The organism is Pseudomonas sp. Con_6 (assembly GCF_059379395.1).
Genome location: NZ_CM182011.1, coordinates 1,642,760 through 1,662,949 on the forward strand (window position 1 = coordinate 1,642,760; position 20,190 = coordinate 1,662,949).

The 20,190-nt window shown below is 62.4% G+C and carries 17 protein-coding genes; 7 read left to right on the forward strand and 10 right to left on the reverse strand.

Annotated features, from left to right (window positions below):
• The 5 genes from AC5QPF_RS07530 to AC5QPF_RS07550 all read right to left on the reverse strand — a co-directional run bounded on the left by AC5QPF_RS07530 (nucleotide 1) and on the right by AC5QPF_RS07550 (nucleotide 4,988).
• The gene (locus AC5QPF_RS07530; protein ID WP_494962643.1) at nucleotides 1–702 is read right to left on the reverse strand and encodes an ATP-binding cassette domain-containing protein; all 702 of its coding nucleotides are present in this window, start codon (nucleotides 700–702) and stop codon (nucleotides 1–3) included.
• Nucleotides 703–1,470: a high-affinity branched-chain amino acid ABC transporter ATP-binding protein LivG gene (livG, locus tag AC5QPF_RS07535; protein ID WP_042122838.1), complete on the reverse strand. Its 768-nt coding sequence runs from the start codon at nucleotides 1,468–1,470 to the stop codon at nucleotides 703–705.
• Nucleotides 1,467–2,723 carry a high-affinity branched-chain amino acid ABC transporter permease LivM gene (locus AC5QPF_RS07540; protein WP_494962644.1) on the reverse strand — a complete coding sequence of 419 codons (1,257 nt, stop codon included), beginning with the start codon at nucleotides 2,721–2,723 and terminating at the stop codon, nucleotides 1,467–1,469. Before AC5QPF_RS07540 ends, livG begins: the two co-directional genes overlap by 4 nt.
• Nucleotides 2,720–3,643: a high-affinity branched-chain amino acid ABC transporter permease LivH gene (gene livH / locus AC5QPF_RS07545; protein ID WP_494962645.1), complete on the reverse strand. Its 924-nt coding sequence runs from the start codon at nucleotides 3,641–3,643 to the stop codon at nucleotides 2,720–2,722. Before livH ends, AC5QPF_RS07540 begins: the two co-directional genes overlap by 4 nt.
• A gap of 229 nt (nucleotides 3,644–3,872) precedes the next feature.
• Entirely contained in the window at nucleotides 3,873–4,988 is a 1,116-nt protein-coding gene (locus tag AC5QPF_RS07550; RefSeq protein ID WP_494962646.1) for a high-affinity branched-chain amino acid ABC transporter substrate-binding protein, read from the reverse strand.
• 364 nt (nucleotides 4,989–5,352) lie between these two features.
• On the opposite strand from AC5QPF_RS07550, the gene AC5QPF_RS07555 reads away from it, so the two are divergent.
• On the forward strand, nucleotides 5,353–5,658 hold the full coding sequence (locus tag AC5QPF_RS07555) for a DUF2288 domain-containing protein (protein ID WP_458975571.1): 306 nt from the start codon (nucleotides 5,353–5,355) through the stop codon (nucleotides 5,656–5,658).
• Between the two features lie 933 nt (nucleotides 5,659–6,591).
• On the opposite strand, the gene AC5QPF_RS07560 is transcribed toward AC5QPF_RS07555, so the two are convergent.
• Entirely contained in the window at nucleotides 6,592–8,775 is a 2,184-nt protein-coding gene (locus tag AC5QPF_RS07560) for a hypothetical protein (RefSeq protein WP_494962647.1), read from the reverse strand.
• A 197-nt stretch (nucleotides 8,776–8,972) separates the two neighbouring features.
• On the opposite strand from AC5QPF_RS07560, the gene AC5QPF_RS07565 reads away from it, so the two are divergent.
• On the forward strand, nucleotides 8,973–9,863 hold the full coding sequence (locus AC5QPF_RS07565; protein WP_494962648.1) for an NAD(P)-binding domain-containing protein: 891 nt from the start codon (nucleotides 8,973–8,975) through the stop codon (nucleotides 9,861–9,863).
• Here AC5QPF_RS07565 and AC5QPF_RS07570 read toward each other — a convergent pair.
• Entirely contained in the window at nucleotides 9,763–12,021 is a 2,259-nt protein-coding gene (locus AC5QPF_RS07570) for an EAL domain-containing protein (protein WP_494962649.1), read from the reverse strand. The two genes, AC5QPF_RS07565 and AC5QPF_RS07570, sit on opposite strands and share 101 nt — an antisense overlap.
• Nucleotides 12,022–12,300: 279 nt before the next feature.
• Between AC5QPF_RS07570 and AC5QPF_RS07575 the strand changes: the two genes are divergently transcribed.
• Nucleotides 12,301–13,656, forward strand: a complete 1,356-nt coding sequence (locus AC5QPF_RS07575; protein WP_494962650.1) for an MFS transporter — start codon at nucleotides 12,301–12,303, stop codon at nucleotides 13,654–13,656.
• Between the two features lie 71 nt (nucleotides 13,657–13,727).
• Here AC5QPF_RS07575 and rapA read toward each other — a convergent pair whose 3' ends face one another.
• Nucleotides 13,728–16,577, reverse strand: coding sequence for an RNA polymerase-associated protein RapA (gene rapA, locus AC5QPF_RS07580; protein WP_494962651.1), 2,850 nt, complete (start codon nucleotides 16,575–16,577; stop codon nucleotides 13,728–13,730).
• A 209-nt stretch (nucleotides 16,578–16,786) separates the two neighbouring features.
• On the opposite strand from rapA, the gene AC5QPF_RS07585 reads away from it, so the two are divergent.
• From AC5QPF_RS07585 to ccoM, 3 genes are all read left to right on the forward strand, one after another.
• Nucleotides 16,787–17,128, forward strand: a complete 342-nt coding sequence (locus AC5QPF_RS07585) for an aspartate-semialdehyde dehydrogenase (RefSeq protein ID WP_494962652.1) — start codon at nucleotides 16,787–16,789, stop codon at nucleotides 17,126–17,128.
• 44 nt (nucleotides 17,129–17,172) lie between these two features.
• A complete protein-coding gene (locus AC5QPF_RS07590; protein WP_494962653.1) occupies nucleotides 17,173–17,343 on the forward strand; it encodes a hypothetical protein in 171 nt (56 codons plus the stop codon).
• A gap of 135 nt (nucleotides 17,344–17,478) precedes the next feature.
• Nucleotides 17,479–17,595: a cytochrome c oxidase subunit CcoM gene (gene ccoM, locus AC5QPF_RS07595; RefSeq protein WP_489016769.1), complete on the forward strand. Its 117-nt coding sequence runs from the start codon at nucleotides 17,479–17,481 to the stop codon at nucleotides 17,593–17,595.
• A gap of 111 nt (nucleotides 17,596–17,706) precedes the next feature.
• On the opposite strand, the gene AC5QPF_RS07600 is transcribed toward ccoM, so the two are convergent.
• Nucleotides 17,707–18,435: an SDR family NAD(P)-dependent oxidoreductase gene (locus tag AC5QPF_RS07600; RefSeq protein ID WP_494962654.1), complete on the reverse strand. Its 729-nt coding sequence runs from the start codon at nucleotides 18,433–18,435 to the stop codon at nucleotides 17,707–17,709.
• Between the two features lie 100 nt (nucleotides 18,436–18,535).
• Between AC5QPF_RS07600 and AC5QPF_RS07605 the strand changes: the two genes are divergently transcribed.
• Nucleotides 18,536–19,357, forward strand: coding sequence for a LysR family transcriptional regulator (locus AC5QPF_RS07605; protein WP_494962655.1), 822 nt, complete (start codon nucleotides 18,536–18,538; stop codon nucleotides 19,355–19,357).
• On the opposite strand, the gene AC5QPF_RS07610 is transcribed toward AC5QPF_RS07605, so the two are convergent.
• Complete coding sequence (locus AC5QPF_RS07610) at nucleotides 19,321–20,079, reverse strand: SDR family oxidoreductase (protein ID WP_494962656.1); 759 nt, start codon at nucleotides 20,077–20,079, stop codon at nucleotides 19,321–19,323. The two genes, AC5QPF_RS07605 and AC5QPF_RS07610, sit on opposite strands and share 37 nt — an antisense overlap.
• Nucleotides 20,080–20,190 lie beyond the last annotated feature (111 nt).

Here is a 20,190-nt window from a genome sequence, read left to right on the forward strand (position 1 = left end):
TCAACCCCCCAGGTAAGCGTCGCGCACTTTAGGATCGGTCAGCAGCGCTTCCCCGGTCCCCTGCATCACCACCCGCCCGTTCTCCAGCACATAGGCCCGGTCGGCGATCTTCAGCGCCTGGTTGGCGTTCTGCTCCACCAGGAACACGGTCACGCCATCACGGCGCAACTGTTCGATGATGTCGAAGATCTGCTGGATGATGATCGGCGCCAGGCCCAGCGACGGCTCGTCGAGCAGCAGCAGCTTGGGCTTGCTCATCAGCGCCCGGCCGATGGCGAGCATCTGCTGCTCGCCGCCGGACATGGTGCCAGCACGCTGAGCAAAGCGTTCCTTCAGTCGCGGGAACAGATGCAGCACCTTTTCCATCAGGTCCGGGATCTCGCGCTTGTCGGTGAAGAAGGCACCCATCGCCAGGTTTTCCTCGACCGTCAGGCGCGAGAACACCCGACGGCCTTCCGGCACCACGGCAATGCTCTTGCGCATGATGTGAGAAGAACTCTGGCCGACCAGCTCTTCACCCAGGTACTTGATGCTGCCGCTGTGGGCCTGCGGCGAACCGCAGAGGGTCATCAGCAGGGTCGACTTGCCGGCACCGTTGGCGCCGATCAGGGTGACGATCTCGCCCTGGCGGATTTCCACGTTGACCGAGTGCAGCGCCTGGATCTTGCCATAGAAGGTGGAAACGTTTTCGAACTGCAGCATTTACGCTTCCCCCAGGTAGGCTTTGATCACATCAGGGTTGTCACGGATCTGTTCCGGCGTGCCATCGGCCAGCGGCGTGCCCTGGTTGATCACGACGATATGGTCGGAAATGCTCATGACCAGCTTCATGTCGTGTTCGATCAGCAGCACGGTGACGTCGTGGGACTCGCGCAGGTAGGCGATCAGTGCCTTGAGGTCCTCGGTTTCCTTGGGGTTCAGGCCTGCCGCCGGCTCGTCGAGCATGATGATCCGCGGTTGGGTCATCATGCAGCGGGCGATTTCCAGGCGGCGCTGCTGACCATAGGCCAGTGTGCCGGCGGTGCGGTTGGCGAATTCGGTCAGGTTGACCTTCTCCAGCCAATACTGCGCCCGCTCCATGGCTTCCTTCTCGCTGCGGCGGAAGGCCGGAGTCTTGAACAGGCCCGCGAGGAAGTTGGTGTTGAGGTGGCGGTGCTGGGCGATCAGCAGGTTTTCCAGTGCGGTCATTTCCTTGAACAGGCGCACGTTCTGGAAGGTCCGCACCACGCCCTTGCGGGCGATCTGGTGACCGGCCAGGCCCTGGATCGGCTGGCCATCGAGGAGGATGGTGCCGCCGCTGGGCTTGTAGAAGCCGGTCAGGCAGTTGAATACGGTGGTCTTGCCGGCGCCGTTCGGGCCGATCAGGGCAACCACCTGTTTTTCCTTGACGGTCAGGGCCACGCCGTTGACCGCCAACAAGCCGCCGAAGCGCATGCTCAGGCCGCTGACTTTCAGAATTTCGCGGCTCATCGACGCAGCTCCATATGTGGACGTTGCATAGGCAGCAGGCCCTGCGGACGCCAGATCATCATCAACACCATCAGGGCGCCGAACATCAGCATGCGGTACTCGCTGAAGTCACGCATCAGTTCGGGCAGCAGGATCATCACGATGGCCGCGAGGATCACGCCGAGCTGGGAGCCCATGCCGCCGAGGACGACGATGGCGAGGATGATCGCCGATTCGATGAAGGTGAAGGATTCCGGGGTCACCAGGCCTTGGCGGGCAGCGAAGAAGCTGCCGGCGAAACCGGCGAAGCAGGCACCCAGGGTGAACGCCGAGAGCTTGATCACGGTAGGGTTCAGGCCCAGCGCGCGGCAGGCGATCTCGTCTTCACGCAGCGCTTCCCAGGCACGCCCGATCGGCATGCGCAGCAGGCGGTTGATGACGAACAGCGCCAGCAGGGCCAGGAGCAGGGCGACCAGGTAGAGGAAGATGACCTTGTTGATCGAGTTGTATTCCAGCCCGAAGAACTCGTGGAAGGTCTGCATCCCCTCGGCGGCCTTGCGTTCGAAGGTCAGGCCGAAGAAGGTCGGTTTCTCGATGTTGCTTATGCCGTTCGGACCGCCGGTGAGGTCGGTCAGGTTGCGCAGGAACAGGCGGATGATCTCGCCGAAGCCGAGGGTCACGATCGCCAGGTAGTCACCCCGCAGGCGCAGCACCGGGAAGCCCAGCAGGAAGCCGAAGGTGGCAGCCATCAGGCCGGCGATCGGCAGGCAGATCCAGAAGCTCAGGCCGAAGTAGTGCGAGAGCATCGCGTAGCTGTAGGCGCCGACGGCGTAGAAGCCGACGTAACCCAGGTCGAGCAGGCCCGCCAGCCCGACCACGATGTTCAGGCCGAGGCCGAGCAGGACGTAGATCAGGATCAGGGTGGCGATGTCGACCGCGCCGCGCGAGCCGAAGAACGGCCAGACCAGGGCGACCACGATGAGGCCGAGGATGATGTAGCGCTGGGTCTTGGGCAGGGTCAGCCAGTTGCTCACCTTCGGTGGCACCAGCGGACCGCGGTCACGGGAGCGCATAACCGAGCTCCACTGCTTGTCGAACAGCACGCGCAGGAACATCAGTACCGAACACAGGGCGATGACGCCGAGGGTGAAAGGCCCTTGGCCGTGCACTTCAAGGTTGATGCCGACGATGCTGAGTTTCAGGCCGAGCACCGGGAAGGCCACGGCCCAGACCAGCAGGGCGCTGAAGAACGCCGCTTTGAGGTGTCTGTTCATACTTTCTCAACCTCCGGACGGCCGAGGATGCCGGTCGGACGGAACAACAGGACGAGAACCAGCAGGCCGAACGCCACGACGTCCTTGTACTGGTCACCGAAGATGTCAGCGCCGAAGGCTTCGGCCACACCCAGCACCAGGCCACCGAGCATGGCGCCCGGAATGCTGCCGATGCCGCCGAGGACTGCCGCGGTGAAGGCTTTCAGGCCCACCAGGAAGCCGGCGTTGGGGTTGATCACGCCGTACTGCATGCTCAGCAGCACCGCGGCCACGGCGGCCAGGGCGGCACCGATGACGAAGGTCAGGGCGATGATGTTGTTGGTGTTGATACCCAGCAGGTTGGCCATCTTGATGTCTTCGGCGCAGGCGCGGCAGGCGCGGCCCAGACGAGAACGGGAGATGAACAGGGTCAGGCCGACCATGGCGATCAGGGTGACCACGAAGACCAGGATCTGCATGTAGGAAATCAGGACTTCCTCCGCACCGCCCGGACCGAAGGAGATGCTCCCCGGCAGCAGGTTGGGAATGGACTTGTCCTTGGAGTCCTGGGAAAGCAGGACAGTGTTCTGCAGGAAAATCGACATGCCGATGGCAGAAATCAGCGGGATCAGGCGGTTGCTGTTACGCAACGGCCGGTAGGCGACCCGTTCGATACTGTAGCCGTAGGCACTGGTAACCAGGATTGTCGCGATGAACGCGGCGGTCATCAGCAGCGGCAGCGAGTGGATACCCATCATGGCCAGTCCGGCAAGGACGATGAAGGCCACGTAGGAACCAATCATGTACACCTCGCCGTGGGCGAAGTTGATCATTCCAATGATGCCGTAAACCATTGTGTAGCCAATGGCTATCAAGGCATAGGTGCTGCCAATGGTCAGGCCATTAACCAGCTGTTGGAAGAAGTGATAGATCTCAGGCATTACAGCGCTCCTAAAAACCTGAATATGCATTTCGCTGGCGGGTGTATCACCCGGCATGGCCTTGCGGTCTTGGGCCACTTTGGCGCATGCGTTGCCAGGGAACCGCTGGTGACGGTTTTAAGATTTTCAGGTGAACCCGATCCCGGATCGCGGGAAACGAGTCCATGAACCTCGTAAAACAAAGCCCACTGCTCGCACAGTGGGCTTTTCGGTCATGTATCAGACGGTGTTACTGAGGGGAAACTTCGGTTTTCGGTTTGCCGAAATGCCATTCGTAGACCACGAACTTGAAGTCCTTCAGGTCGCCTTTGGCGTCGTAGGACAGCTCGCCGGTCGGGGTCTTGAAGGTACCGGCGTGGATGGCTGCGGCCACTTTGTCGGTGTCTTCGCTCTTCGCAGCCTTGATGCCCTGGGCGATCAGCTCGACGGCGGAGTAGGCAGGGAACACGAACGGACCGCTAGGATCCTTGCCGTCGGCCTTGATGGCGTCGACGATCTTCTTGTTCTCAGGATCGGCGTCGAAGGACTTCGGCAGGGTTACCAGCAGGCCTTCGGAAGCGTCCTGGGCGATCTGCGAGATGGAGTCGTTGCCGACGCCTTCCGGACCCATGAACTTGGCGTTCAGGCCTTTCTCTTTGGCCTGGCGCAGGATCAGACCCAGCTCCGGGTGGTAGCCGCCGTAGTAGACGAAGTCGACGTTGTTCTGCTTGAGCTTCTGGATGATGGACGAGAAGTCCTTGTCACCGGCGTTCAGGCCTTCGAAGACGGCAACCTTGGTGCCTTTCTTCTCCAGGGTCGACTTGACCGCGGTGGCGATGCCTTCACCGTACTGTTGCTTGTCGTGCAGGACCGCGACGACCTTCGGCTTGACGTGGTCGGCGATGTAGTTGCCGGCGGCCGGGCCCTGGGCGCTGTCCAGGCCGATGGTGCGGAAGATCAGCTTGTAGCCACGGGAGGTGATTTCCGGGCTGGTGGCAGCCGGGGTGATCATGATCACGCCTTCGTCTTCGTAGATGTCGGACGCTGGCTGGGTGGAGCTGGAGCACAGGTGACCGATCACGAACTTGACGCCGTCGTTGACCACCTTGTTGGCGACTGCCACGGCCTGTTTAGGGTCGCAGGCGTCGTCGTATTCCTTGGCTTCGAGCATCTTGCCATCGACACCGCCTGCAGCGTTGATGTCCTTGATGGCTTGCTTGGCACCGATGAACTGCATGTCACCGTATTGAGTCACCGGGCCGGTTTTCGGGCCGGCGATGCCGATCTTGATGGTATCGGCGGCGAAGGAATGGCTGGCGACGCCGGCCAGGACCATCGCGGCGAACAGCTTGGAAACTTTACTCATAATGCTCCACTCATTCTGTTGTAATTTTTATCGTCCTTGCGCCAGGCAGAGGACCCGACAGACCCGGTACGGCCACGCCGTATCGCAGCCTGACTTGCCGGTATCGCCCCCGGTGAATGCCCTGGCAACTGTACCGGTACAGTGTAGAGCGCCGCTTCATCGATTGAAAAGCGGGCCCGCCGAAGCAAAAACCGAGGGTGTCGCGTGGTCGACATAAAGATACAAAAAAGCGTCTTCACTTCATCCGGACGCGTCCGGAAACGTTTGGCTTCGTTGATCCCGTCGACCAATTACTTATTTGAAACTGGGTTTTTCTGCAAAAATAACGGCCTTCTTTTGAGCCGGACTATTTTTGGTGGAACCCATGACTGATGAACCAAGCACCCTCTATGCCAAATTGCTCGGCGAGACTGCGGTAATCGAGTGGAAGGCCTTGGAGCGTTTTTGGGCCAAGGGTGACCTGATTTGGGTCGACCCGACTCTGGACCTGATCGAAGTCGCACAGGCAATGGCCGAGAATCGCTCGGAAAGCGTGGCCCTGTGGCGTAATGCTGGCACTGTCGGGGCGGTCAGTTCCGAGCAGGCGTTTGACCTGCAGAGCCGCGATCCAGAGATATGGGCGGTGGTGGTGTCGCCGTTCATCGTGATCCAGGAACGGAAATCCGTGTAAGCCGGATCTTATTTGGTGCGCAAAATCGCACAGCCGAGCCATTTTGGTGCGCGAGTGCGTTCAGGAGGGTGACGGTTGGTAACAGGTGCCTGGGCGGGGTAACAGTTACTACGTCTGATGCGGATTTTGTGGGAGCGAATTTACCCGCGTTGACGTTGGTGAATTCACTATCGTAATCGCGGGTGAATCCAGCCTGCACAGGGTCCGTGTCGTGTTTTCGCTCCCAAACAAAAGGTTCATCACGGTATATCGGGAAACTTGGGGGGTGAATGTTCGGTGTCGGTGTCGGTGTCGCGAGCTTATCCATTGCGGGCGGTGACGCCACCGGCCCCTTCCGCCTTTACGGCGGGTCCATTTTGTTGCGGCAAAATGGACGAAAACCGCCCGCTCCCACAGCCGGCCCTGCGCTTCGCTCCGGGTCCCCTCCTTCCGGCGCCTTGCGTGGGCCCGCGGCCTACGACTTGCTCCGCAAGTCTTCACCTCGCGCTTCGGCTTCGCCGAAGGGTGCTGCGCACCTGCCCCCGCAAGACACCTCCACTCGGCCGGCTGAGGTCGCAATTTGCGGCGTCTGAACCTTCGCGCACCAAGAGCAAAAGCAAGAGCGCGGCGTCTTTTTATGTTGGGCTATCGATGCCGATCTTGTTTTCGAAGATGGGTCTTTCGTGTCGTCACCCGTAACTCGCGACGTCAGGCGCCGGAGGGAGGGGACCCGGAGCGCAGCGCAGGGCCGGATGCAGGAGCAAGCGGTTTTCGTCTATTTTGCCAAGACAAAATGGACCCGCCGTAGAGGCGGAAGGGGCCGGTGGCTTCGCCGCCCGCAATGGATAAGCTCGCGATACCGATTCCGCCACTAAACCCAAAGCTTCCCGGTATTCCGTGAAGAACCAAACAAAAGGGCGACCCTCATGGTCGCCCTTTTGTTTGCCATCCTGATCAGTAATCAACCTTCCCGGTATGGCTGTTGAGCGAAATGACCTTGGTCTTGCCAATACGGTGCCGGTAAATCTCGCGCAAGTATTTCACCGCCTTCTTCACACACTCTCGCGACAGGCGAATGTCGTTGATCGAGACGAACTTGCTCTTGTCGTTGATCAGTTCGCGGTATTTCTTCTCGTACATCGGCTTGATCGCATACCAGTTGGTATCGAGGATTTTCGCCGGGTTCTCGAATTCGCTGAGCAGATCGTCAATGCGCTCTTCCTCGAATTCCTCCTGGGTGATGAAGTCGAGAATGGCGTTGTCCAGGGTATCGTCGAACCGGTATGGCGCCCTGGCGAAGCAGCGCTTGATGAACGCCACGATCAACGTCAGGAAGTCGTCCGACAGACACGGACTCTTGGCGATCAGGGTGGTCAGCGACAGGTTGGCCGAGGCACCGATCACCAGGGCGTAGCGCTTCAGGGTGGTGTTGGGGAACAGGCTATTGAGGTGGGTCTTGAGCCGGTTCAGGTCCATGTAGGACAGCTTGTAGTCCTTGGGCAGCGAGACGATGGATACCACCGACGAGCAATTCTTGAAAAAATGCAGGTCATGCAGCGCCGCAGCATCGCAGCCGGAGTTGCGGTACTGCTCCAGTGCCGCGCGATAACGCTTGGACTCGATCGGCAGCAGGCTGATGCCCTCGATGGCTTGGGTGTCCTTGTTGAAGTGCGGCAGATCGATGGAACGGAAGAACAGATCGTCGATGTCCAGCCGCGGCGCCTCCTTCTCGAACACCTTGAAGCCTTTCTCCGAACTCTGCCCAGGGTTTTCCGGCACCACCGATTCGGCATAGGCGATCGCCACCGGGCCGGCCAGGCTCATGAACAGGTCGTTGGCATCCAGGCGGATGGTCTCGCCGATGTCGATGCCGGCACGACGGAAGTAGTTCTGGTCGTAGTCGGTGGTCACCGCCTGGGCGGTGAGGATGTTGAAGATCTGCTGGGAGATGTACTGGTTGGCGTGCTTCTCCATGGCGTTGACGTCGATGTTCTGGATGTTGCCGTCATCGCTTTCTTCGGCGTAGCGCATGATGTCGTTGGAGATCAGCATCATCGCGTTCCACGGGCGGATGCGCCCCATGACGCTGGCTTCGCTGCTGTCTTCATTGTCGAAGTTGTAGGAAAAGTCCCATTCCTCGGACAGGTATTTGCACAGCAGGCGTCCGGCGTTGATGTGCAGGGCTTCGGACATTTCGCTGCGATGGTCGGAGATGTTCGGCAGTACGCAGATGCCGCTGGTGAAGATCGGCTCGAAGACGAACGAATGCCCCGCCTCGCCGTCCTGCTCGTCGGCCGGCTTGGTGTCGAAGGTCTTGTTCATGTACGAGTACTGCTGGGCCAGGCCGAACTCCGAGGCCATGCCCGAACCGGTGCCGCCGCCGGCGCTGAAGATATAGAAGTACAGGCGTGACTGGTTGGCCTTGATCCCGCAGGAGTCGATCAGGTACGAGTGGATCAGCTTCCAGTCGGCGCTGGAGAAGCGGTGGGTTTCTTTGTTGAGGATGATCTTCGCCAGGTACTGGCCGAGGATCGGCGCGTTACCGGCGCCGCCGGCATGGACCTCGGACAGATCCATGATCTTCATCTTGCTGTAGTCGCGCAGGAAGCCGCTTTTTTCGCCCTTGCGCGAGAAACGGATGCGCCCGGCAATGTCCTTGTCCAGGTCGCCGAGCATCACCAGCGGTTCGACCAGGAACACCGGCTTGGCGCTCTTGGCCTGGACCAGGCGCAGGTTGTTGCGGATCCAGCGCGCCGGGTTGTAGCTCGGCTCGTTGCCCGCACGGTCGTCGTTGTTGAACTCGTTGAGGTAGAAGGTCCGGGCGTTGTAGACCAGCTCGGCGACATCCAGGGCGATGTTCGAGCCGCAACGGCCCAGGCCGATCAGGCACACCGAGGGGAACTGCTGGTCCAGGCGCAGCTGGGCATCGTCCTCGACATGCAGGCTCGGAGGAAACACCAGATCGCGCAGACCGTCGAGGTTGTCGAGGATGCGCTGCGTATCGGGCTCGGTGAAGTACAGGTATTGCTGGGGGCTCAGCGTGGGCTGGCTGTAATAACTGCGGGCCCCGTAGGAAGTGGGCGCGGTGGCTGAAAGCAGCTCGGAAATCACGGTGGCAGGAGTATTCTTAGAGGTCATTTTGCGCCATTTGCCTGGTGGGGAGGCCTTGAAACAGTCGATATCATTGAGCCATCCCTGGATAAGTGTCGCGACTGTATCAGCGCGTCTCTGGCACGAGCGATAGGGTTTTCCCTTATAAACCCTAAGGGTTTACCGCCGTGCTGGTTTCTGAATCGTCCAACCCGCCCACTTCTTTAATCTGCCTGGAGCTTTAGATGAGCCATTCACAGCCTTTGTCCCTGGGGTTCGCCGGTGTCGGCCTGATGGGCCTGCCCATGTGTCGCCGGTTGCTGGCGGCCGGCCATGAGTTGACTGTGTGGAACCGTTCGCCGGATAAATGCGCGCCGCTGGTGACCGCCGGTGCCCGCCAGGTCAAAACCCCGGGCGAGTTGTGCGAGGCGGCGGACGTAGTGATGTTGTGCCTGGCCGATACCGCGGTGGTGCGTGACGTGGTGTTCGGCGAGGCAGGTATCGCCAGCAAGGCCAGGACCGGTCAGTTGCTGGTGGACTTCTCCAGCCTGGAACCCACCGCCACGCGGGAAATGGCAGCGCAACTGAAAACCGCCACCGGTATGGGCTGGCTGGATACCCCGGTGTCCGGCGGTACGCCCGGCGCCGAGGCGGGCACCCTGGCAATCATGGTCGGTGGCGAGGCAGCGGACCTGGAACGGGTGCGCCCGGCATTGCTCTCACTCGGCCAGCGAGTCACCCATATGGGTGGGGTGGGCGCGGGGCAGGTAACCAAGGCCTGCAATCAGATGATTGTCGCCTGCAATGCACTGGTGATCGCCGAAGTGGTCGCGCTGGCCGAACAGTCCGGGGTGGATGCCAGCCTGATCGCCGAAGCATTGGCGGGTGGCTTTGCCGACTCGAAGCCGTTGCAGATCCTTGCCCCGCAGATGGCCGAGAGCCGTTTCGAACCGGTGAAATGGCATGTGCGGACCCTGCTCAAGGACCTCGACACCGCGGTTAAATTCTCCCGCGAGCAAGGCTCGGCGACGCCGGTCAGCGGCCTGGCCGCGCAGTTGATGCGTCTGCATGGCAGTCAGGGCTATCTGGAAAAAGATCCAGCGACGCTGATTGATCTGTATCGCAGCAAGCCATGAGGCTTTCCTCACGGTGATTCAGCCGGTTGAGCACTCCACGCAGGTCTTCCAGCGCCACCGGGCGGCTGAGCAGGTAGCCCTGGATGGCATCGCAGCCCAGGTGTTGGAGGAAGTCATATTGTTCTTCGGTCTCCACGCCTTCGGTTATCACCTTCAGGTGCAAGGTGTGGGCCATCACCATGATCGCCTGGACGATGTTGTTGTCCGCCCGCGAGTGGGGCACGTCCTGGATGAATGAGCGATCGATCTTCAGGGTGTCGAGGGGCAGGCGCTTGAGGTAGGCGAGGGAGGAGTAGCCGGTACCGAAGTCGTCGATGGACAGCGACACGCCCTGCTCGCGGATGCGCCGCAGCAGGGCGATGGTGCTGTGGATATTGGCCATCAGCGCGTTCTCGGTCACCTCCAGTTCCAGCCGACACGCTGCCAGCCCGGCATCATGCAGGGCGTCCTCGACTTCCTGGGCCAATTCGTCGCGGCCCAGGGTCAGCGCCGAGCAGTTCACTGTCACCTTGAGGTCACCGAAACCGTGCTCGCTCAGCTCCGCCAGATCGTGGCAGGCGCGACGCAGCACCCACAGGTCGAGGTCGGCGATCAGGCCGTTGGTCTCGGCGATGCCGATGAACCGGTCCGGACTGAGCAGGCCGTGCTGCGGGTGCTGCCAGCGGATCAGCGCTTCCAGCTTGCTCACTTTGCCGCTGACCAGGTCGTAGATCGGTTGGTAATGCAGGCGCAGTCCAAGGTCTTTGTGGAGGGCAACGCGTAGTTCCTCCTCCAGTTGCAGTTCGAGGGTGGCGCGGGTCTTGAGGTTGTCGCTGAAGAAGTTGGCCTTGTTGCGCCCGCTGCCTTTGGACTGGTACAGCGCCAGGTCGGCGTGCTTGAGCAGTTCATCGCAGGTGCTGCCATCGGTGGGGAACAGGCTGATGCCAATGCTGGTCGTCATGACCATGCGCCGCCCGGCCAGGTCGATGGGCTCGCGCACCTTGTGCAGGATGCGGTTGGCCAGGCCACGGGCCTCTTCGGCGTGCTTGAGGTAGAAGAGGATGCAGAATTCGTCGCCGCCCAGTCGCGCTACCACATCCTGAGCGCGGGTTGCCGTGCTGATGAGGTGGGCGATGGACTTGAGCAACTGGTCGCCGGCATCGTGGCCGAGGCTGTCGTTGATGCGCTTGAAGTGGTCGATGTCGAGGAACATCACCCCCAGCATGCCGCCGGCCTGGGCCCGTTCGGCCAGGCGCTCGGCGAATATCTGGTTGAAGCCGCGACGGTTGATCAGGTTGGTCAGGGCATCGTAGTGCGCCGCCTGTTGCAGCGAGACCCGGGCCTGGTCGAGTTGGCTGAGCAGGGTGTTGACCCGGCGCAGGTCCTGTTCCTTGCTTTGCAGCTTCTTGTCCGACAGCGCTGCGCTGATGCAACTGCCGCTGATCAGCAGAGTGATCACGGCGATGGCCAGGCTCAGTTGCAGGCTGTTGTCGGTGACCGGCAATAGCGGCGTGGCACCGTCGGGCAGGGTCAGGGTGAGGGCGCACATGCCGGTGTAGTGGGTGGCGATGATGCCGGCGGCCATGGTCACGGCCGCGCCGTACTTGAACAGTTGCGGCTGGCTGATACGCCCTTGGCGCAGGTGGCGGGCCATCAGCATCGACACGAGCGCCGCGACCAGCGCCACCACGATCGACGCCGTCACCAGGGTTGCGTCGTAGTGTTGCAGCGCGCGGGTGCGCATGGCGGCCATGCCGGTGTAGTGCATGACGCCGACCCCGGCCGCCACGCATAGCGCGGCCATGCCGTAATTCCGGATGGACGGCAACGGCTGGCCGAGAAAGCTCATGGCCAGTAGGGCAGCGAACAGCATGATCAGCAGCGACACGCCGGTGAGGAACATGTCGTAGTGCACTTCCAGTGGTATCTCGAAGGCCAGCATGCCGATGTAGTGCATGGCCCATACGCTGCAGGCCAGGCAGCAGGCACCGAGGACTTTCCAGCGGCGTCGCGCGCTGGCCTGTTCGGCGTCGCCGATGCGCTCGATGATGTCGAGAGTGGCGAAGCTGCCCGCGCAGATCACCAGGTAGGCGAGCAGGATCAGGTAGGGATTGTGGTGAGCCACGAGAGCGAGATGACCCGCCGGGTGTTCGGCGAGCAGCCTGTGGAGCCATTCCATAGCGCGCCTCTCAGTTCAGCCGAGTTTGCACTCGTCCCCCAAACCGCCTGGAGACTCTTTTGGTTTTGAGTATAGAAAGACCGAGTGGTGCCATCAGACTTAGTGGCAGATTGATTTCAATGATTGGATTGCCCCGTTATCGCCAGCGGCTCTAACGGTGCAAATGGTTACAATTACCTGCCATCAATGCCATGGATGATGGAAGACAGTGTCGGGATTGCCCTCTAGATTTTCAGCGGCGTGCAGCGCACTCCAATAAAAACGACGAGGGATCGAACGATGCACAGCCCCACCCAAGCGGCCAATGCCTGGCGCATTCTTTTCCTGCTGTTCCTGGCCAACCTGTTCAACTTCTTCGATCGCACCATTCCCGCCATCGTCATCGAGCCGATCCGCCTGGAATGGCACCTCAGCGATCTGCAGATCGGTCTGATCGGCACCGCGTTCACCCTGGTCTACGCCATCGCCGGCCTGCCGCTGGGACGCCTGGCCGATACCGGCTCGCGACGCAAGGTGATGGGCTGGGGCCTGACCGTGTGGAGCGGGCTGACGGCGGTCAACGGCATGGTTGGCAGCTTCTGGAGTTTCCTGCTGGTGCGCATGGGCGTGGGGATTGGCGAGGCCAGCTATGCGCCAGCGGCCAACTCGCTGATCGGCGACCTGTTCCCTGCCGAGCGCCGTGCCCGGGCCATGGGCATCTTCATGCTCGGCCTGCCGCTGGGGCTGTTGCTCGCGTTCTTCACCATCGGCGCGATGGTCCAGCATTTCGGCAGCTGGCGGGCGCCGTTCTTCATTGCGGCAGTGCCTGGGCTGCTGCTGGCGGTGTTCATGTTCTTCATCCGCGAGCCGGCGCGGGGTGCTGCGGAGGCCGTAGCCTCGTCGCAGGCTCCGCTGGACCGGCCACTGCGCCGGGTGCTGAGCATTCCCACCTTTGGCTGGCTTGTACTGGCGGGGCTGGCCTACAACTTCGCCACCTATGCCTGCAACTCGTTCATGGTGCCGATGCTGCAACGCTACTTTCAGTTGCCGTTGCAGCAGGCGGCGGTGGCCACCGGGGTGATCGTCGGGGTTACCGGGTTGATTGGCCTGACCCTGGGCGGCTTGATCGCGGACAAGATCCACCAGCGCCGGGCCAACGGGCGCCTGCTGTTCGGGGCCTTCAGCATGCTGGTGGCGACTCTCGGTACCGGGCTCGCCCTGGCGGTCGGGCGGGTGGAGATCGGTGTGTTCGTGGCCCTGTTCGGGATTGGCTGGCTGTTCGCCTACAACTTCTATACCTGCGTCTATACCGCGATCCAGGACGTGGTGCAGCCGCGCCTGCGGGCAACGGCGATGGCGTTGTTCTTTGCCGGGTTGTACCTGCTCGGTGGTGGGTTGGGACCGGTGGTGGTGGGCTCGTTGTCGGATCATTACGCCAGGTTAGCGATGGCGGAGGCGGGGGCGGTCGAGATGACCGAGGCGTTCAAGGCGGTGGGCTTGCATGATGCCATGGGGCTGATTCCGGTGGCGTTGCTGCTGACCCTGGTGTTCTTGCTGTTCGCGGCGCGGAGCTTTGTGCGGGATGCGCAGAAGATGAAGGCGGGGATGCTTGAGGAAGGGAGTGTGGAGGCAGGCAAGGCCGCTGAAGCCATTTAGTAAGCTGCGGACCCTGTGGGAGCTGGCAAGCCTCCCACAGGTTTTGTGTCGCTAGGGGAATCGGGCAGGGATCAACCGGCGACCAGGACCCGGATCGCTTCCAGCCGCAGCGCCGCTTTCTCAAGCATCGCCAGTCCATCCTCGCGCAGCTTGCGCAGTGCCACGATCTCGCTGTCACGCACGCTCGGGTTGACTGCCTGCAACGCGGTCAGGCGCGCCAGTTCTTCGTCGGTTTCCGCAGCCAGGCGGCGTTGCGCCTCGGCCACGCGCTCGTCGTGACGTGGCAGGACCTTGGCTTCGCCGGCGTTGATCTTCGGCGCCAGCACATCGCGCTGGGCCTGGATGAACTTGTTGGCGCTGGCCTTGGGCACGCTTTCCAGCTGGTCGGTGATGGTCTCGAAGGACACTCGCGCGGCCAGGTCGTTGCCATTGGCATCCAGCAGGCAGCGCAGCGCCGCCGGCGGCAGGTAGCGACCCAACTGCAGCGAACGCGGGGCGACCACTTCGCTGACATACAGCAACTCCAGCAGCACGGTGCCGGGCTTGAGCGCCTTGTTCTTGATCAGCGCCACCGCGGTGTTGCCCATCGAACCACTCAGCACCAGGTCCATACCGCCCTGCACCATCGGGTGTTCCCAGGTCAGGAACTGCATGTCCTCGCGGGACAGCGCCTGGTCGCGGTCGTAGGTGATGGTCACGCCTTCGTCGTCGCCCAGCGGGAAGCTGGCGTCGAGCATCTTCTCGCTCGGCTTGAGGATCAGGGCGTTTTCCGAATGGTCCTCGCTGTCGATGCCGAAGGCGTCGAACAGGGTTTCCATGTAGATCGGCAGGGCGAACTGGTCGTCCTGTTCGAGGATCGCCTCAACCAGTTCCTGGCCTTCGCCGGCACCGCCGGAGTTGAGCTCCAGCAGGCGGTCACGGCCGCTGTGCAGCTCGGCTTCGAGGCGCTCGCGCTCGCCACGGGCTTCGTCGAGCAGGGCTTGCCATTGCGCGTCGTCGGTGTCTTCCAGCAGCGGCAGCAGGCGCGGGCCGAACTGGTGCTGCAGGGCGTTGCCGGTCGGACAGGTGGCGAGGAAGGCATTCAGGGCCTGGTCGTACCACTGGAACAGGCGTTCCTGCGGGCTGTTCTGCAGGTGCGGCACGTGCAGTTCGATGGTGTGCTTCTGGCCGATCCGGTCGAGACGGCCGATGCGCTGCTCCAGCAGGTCCGGGTGGGCCGGCAGGTCGAACAGCACCAGGTGGTGGGCAAACTGGAAGTTGCGGCCTTCACTGCCGATTTCCGAGCAGATCAGCACCTGGGCGCCGAACTCTTCGTCGGCGAAGTAGGCCGCGGCGCGGTCGCGTTCGAGGATGCTCATGCCTTCGTGGAAGACCGTGGCCGGGATGCCGGAGCGCACGCGCAGGGCGTCTTCCAGGTCCATGGCGGTCTCGGCGTGGGCGCAGATCACCAGGACCTTGACCCGCTTGAGCATCTTCAGGGTGTCGATCAGCCAGTCGACCCGTGGGTCGAAGCGCCACCAGCGATTCTCTTCATCGCCGTCGCCCTGGGCCTGGAAGCTGACTTCCGGGTACAGCTCGGCGCGTTCACCGACCGGCAGTTCCATGTACTGGTCGGGGCACGGCAGCGGATAGGCGTGCAACTGGCGCTGCGGGAAGCCCTGCACGGCGGCGCGGGTGTTGCGGAACAGCACGCGGCCGGTGCCGTGGCGGTCCAGCAGTTCGCGGATCAGGCGGGCGCTGGCCTGGCTGTCGCCGTCGTTGACCGCGGCCAGCAGCGCTTCACCTTCGGCACCCAGGAAGCCCTGGATGGTGGCGTGGGCCTTGGGCGACAGGCGGCCGTTGTCGAGCAGCTCCTGCACCGCTTCGGCCACCGGGCGATAGTGCTCGCTCTCGGCGCGGAAGGCGGCCAGGTCGTGGAAACGGTTCGGGTCGAGCAGGCGCAGGCGCGCGAAGTGGCTGTCCTGGCCCAGCTGTTCCGGGGTGGCGGTGAGCAGCAGGACGCCGGGGATGACTTCGGCGAGCTGTTCCACCAGGGCGTATTCCGGGCTGACCTGGTCTTCATGCCAGACCAGGTGGTGCGCCTCGTCCACCACCAGCAGGTCCCAGCCGGCGGCGAACAGCGCGTCCTGGGCCTTTTCATCCTCGGTCAGCCATTCCAGGGCGACCAGCGCCAGCTGGGCATCCTCGAACGGGTTGCTGGCGTCGCTCTCGATGAAGCGCTCGGCGTCGAACAGGGCGACCTGCAGGTTGAAGCGTCGGCGCATTTCCACCAGCCACTGGTGCTGGAGGTTTTCCGGAACCAGGATCAGCACGCGGTTGGCGCGGCCGGAGAGCAGCTGGCGATGGATCACCAGGCCGGCCTCGATGGTCTTGCCCAGGCCCACCTCGTCCGCCAGCAGGACCCGCGGCGCGATACGGTCGGCCACTTCACGGGCGATGTGCAACTGGTGCGCGATCGGTTGCGCACGCACGCCACCCAGGCCCCACAGCGACGATTGCAACTGACGGCTGGTGTGCTCCAGGGTGTTGTAGCGCAGCGAGAACCACGACAGCGGGTCGATCTGCCCGGCGAACAGACGGTCGCTGGCCAGTCGGAACTGGATGAAGTTGGACAGCTGGGTTTCCGGCAGGGTGCGCGCCTGGTTCTGTGCGTCGAGGCCGTGGTAGACCAGCAGGCCGCCGTCCACCGTCTCGACTTCGCGAACGGTCAGTTTCCAGCCTTCGAAATGGGTGATCTGGTCACCCGGCGAGAAGCGCACCCGGGTCAGCGGGGCGTTGCGCAGGGAATACTGGCGGGTATCGCCAGTGGCCGGGTAGAGCACGGTCAACAAGCGGCCGTCCTGTGCCAGAACGGTACCCAGACCCAGCTCGGCTTCGCTGTCGCTGATCCAGCGTTGTCCCGGTTGATACTGCTGCGCCATACTGCCTGACTCCCGCCATGAAAAAGCTGGCTATCTTAACGGATAGCGACATCCAGGCCAAAGATTACGGCCATTCAACGAACGACCGGGCGTCGGTATCCGTCTGTCGATTCCCCGCAGCGCCCTGCAATATTGTCCGTGGACGCCGGTCCAAGCCTCAAGCATAGAGAGAACGAGCCGATAGAACGGGTGACAGGAGACCGAATGCCATGCTGCCACCGCTGATTCCGCTGAGCGCTGCCCCCATCACGCAGCAAATGGACCCGGTCAAGCCGACCCCGGATATAAAGCCCGTGGTTCCCGCACAACCGTCTTCCAATGAAAATGCCATCGACCTCAAGCACCGCGACCCGGAGCAGGCCGCCTTGCTGCTGCGTGAGGAACAGCGCCGCCGTCAGGGACAGGGGCATGGCCAGCACGCCGACGAGCAGGCGGATGACCCTTGCCAGCCGCTGCCTGGTGATGACCTCAATGCCGACAACACCGTGCCGGTCGCCCCGCTGATGGGGGGCGAGAACCGCCAGGGTCTGCTGGTGGACATCGAAGTCTAGTCGGCTTCATCATTGAGCCTTCGCTGTCCGCTGCCGAGCCCACCATGAGCCAAGACGACAACCTGATCGATTTCGGTGCAGAACGCGCCCGTCGCATCCACGACCTCAACGACAAACGCCTGAACGAAGTGCGCAAGGCCTTCGAGCAGGCCATGCCCATCGGCACGGTGAAGAAGTCGAAGAAAAAGCCCAAGGGCAAACCCGGCAAGCGCTGAAAAACTTGATGCAGGTCAAGCCTGCACCCTCCCTCCGGCGCCTGCTCAGGGCGCCATTGACTTCGGTCAATTTTCCCTCCCGGCTCATTCGCTACTGTTCACTCATCGGACAGGCACAGGCAAATGGAGGCCGACATGTTCTTCGATAATGTGGTTGTCGCTGGCGTCGTCACGGTCGGATTGATGTTTGTTTTCTTCGCCGGTTTCGGAATTTTCATCTGGAAGGACTCGCAGAAGCGCAAAGACCGCTGAACCTTCTCGATACAACGAGCACGCAAGGCATTTAGGGCGACTTCGGTCGCCCATTTTTTTTGCCTGGATTTTATGCACGCTCCCGAGGGCGACGCAGACCCCCGGCCCGAATCAGGGCTGTTGGCGGGTAGCGGCCAGCACGATCTCGCGGATGCACACATGCTGTGGCTGCTGGTAGGCATAGGCGATGGCATTGGCCACATCCTCCGCCGCCAGGACCTGGCCACCCATGTCCTGCTCCTTCCATTGCTGGTAACCCTGCTTGATGCCCTCGTCGGTGGTATGCCCAAGCAGCTCGGTCTCCACCGCACCCGGAGCGATGGTCACCACCCGTACATCGTGGGGCAACAGCTCTTCGCGCAGGTTTTCGGAAATCCCGTGTACGGCGAACTTGGTGCCGACATAGGCCACATGATTGGGGAACGTCTTGCGCCCCGCCACCGAGCTGACGTTGATCAGGGTGCCGTGGCGGCGCTCGATCATGCCGCCCACCAGCAGGTGGATGCCATTGAGCAGGCCCTTAACGTTGATGTCGAGCATGCGCTCCCACTGCTCCGGGTCCTGCTCGTGCATATGCCCGAGCAACATGACCCCGGCGTTGTTGATCAGTGCATCCGCAGGACCGTAGGCGGCCTCGGCTTCGGCCACGGCGGCGGCGAAGGATTCACGGTCGCGGATATCCACGGCACGGCACAGGGTGTTGGGCAGGTTCAGCGCCTCCATGCGCTCCAGGCGCCGGGCCAGCAGCAGGAGCGGGTGGCCGGCGGCGGCGAAAAGGCGGGCGCAGGCTTCGCCGATGCCGGAACTGGCACCGGTGATGATGATCAGGGGCTTGAGCAAAATGACCTCCAAGGCATAATCGATTTGAATGACTGAATTCTATTGAGCGCGAAAAGCCTTGAGAAACGGCTTATTCCGCTGACAGGCATCGGAAAAGACTATGGATATACGACACCTGAAGGCGTTTATCGCCGTCTTCGAGGAGCGCAACATCACTGCCGCGGCCCAGCGCCTGTATGTAGCGCAGCCGTCACTGTCGGTGACCATCCGGCAACTGGAAGACGAGCTTGGAGTCGAACTGTTCCTGCGCCAGGCCCGTGGCGTGGAGGTCAGCGAACAGGCGCGGGTTTTGTATCCGCAAGCGCAGCGTATGGTGGCAGAGGCCGAAGCCTTGAGCGGACAGTTCAGGGAAGGGCGGCAGCAGGTGGCGCTGCAACTGGGGATCGAGGTGGATATCGCGGCCGTGCAGGTGGAGTCTTTTATCCGCATGGTCAGCGCGGCTCTGCCGCAGTTGCAACTGACCTTGCTCGACGGCTGCGCGGGAGACGCGCGGCTGGGGGTGGAGACGCTGTGCTGCGAGGACGAATTGTTCCTGCCGTTGTGGGAAGAACCTTTCGTACTGGCGTTGCCGGCGGTGGGCTCGGTACAGCGCTGGATTACCTGTCCGCAGGACGCATCCCATCAGCGCCTGCTTGGCTTCTACGGTGACGCGGCCCAGGATGCGGCGGGGCAGGCGGCCACCTTGCAGCAGGCGGTCTATCTGGTGGCGGCCGGGCTAGGCCAGGCTTTGTTGCCGCAGTCCCTGGTGGAACACCATCCTGGCGTGCAGTGGCGTCCCTGCCTGGGCGCCGCGCTGAATCGCCGGGTGGGCTTGTGCTACGCAGCACAGGCCCTGCAACTACCGGCACTGGCGCAGTTGCAGGCGGCCCTGGACGAACCGGCTGCTCAGAGGAACATGCCGCCGGACACTTCGATGCGCTGACCAGTGACCCAGCCGGCACCGTCGCTGGCGAGCATGGCGATGGCCGCACCGATATCGTCCGGCAGGCCGACCCGACCCAGGGCGGTGTTGCTGGCGATAAAGGCGTTTACTCCTTCGTTGTCGCGCACCACGCCGCCGCCGAAGTCGGTCTCGATCGCGCCGGGGGCGAGGATGTTCACGCGGATGCCGCGGGCGCCCAGTTCCTTGGCCTGATAGCGGGTCAGCACTTCCATGGCGCCTTTCATCGCCGCGTACGCCGCGTAGCCGGGCAGGGCGAAGCGTGTCAGACCGGTGGAAACGTTGATTACCCGGCCACCGTCGGCGATCAGCGGTAGCAGGCGCTGGGTGAGGAAGAACGGGCCTTTGAGCTGGATATTCGACAACTGGTCGAACTGCGCCTCGCTGGTTTCGGCAAATGGCACGTTGATGCCGATGCCGGCGTTGTTCACCAGCACATCCAGGTGGTCGCGGCCGAACTCCTGCTGCAGGGTGTCCTGCAAGGCCGTGGCGAAGGCTTCGAAGCCGGCGCTGTCGCCCACGTCCAGTTGCAGCATGGCGGCGCGAGCGCCTGCTTGCTGCAGGGTGGTCACCAGGGTCTGCGCTTCGCCGGCCTTGCTATGGTAGGTGCCGATGATGTCGAAGCCCTGCCGGGCAAGGTGCAGGGCAGCGTTCTTGCCCAGGCCGCGGCTGGCGCCGGTGATGAGTGCGATCTTGCGGGACATGCGCTGTACCTCTGCGGGTGGCGTTGACGTTGAGAAAAGTCTATTGGTCGATAGACTTCTGATAAATCCACGGCTTTCGGAAATACTGTTCGTATCAAGCGAACAATGAGG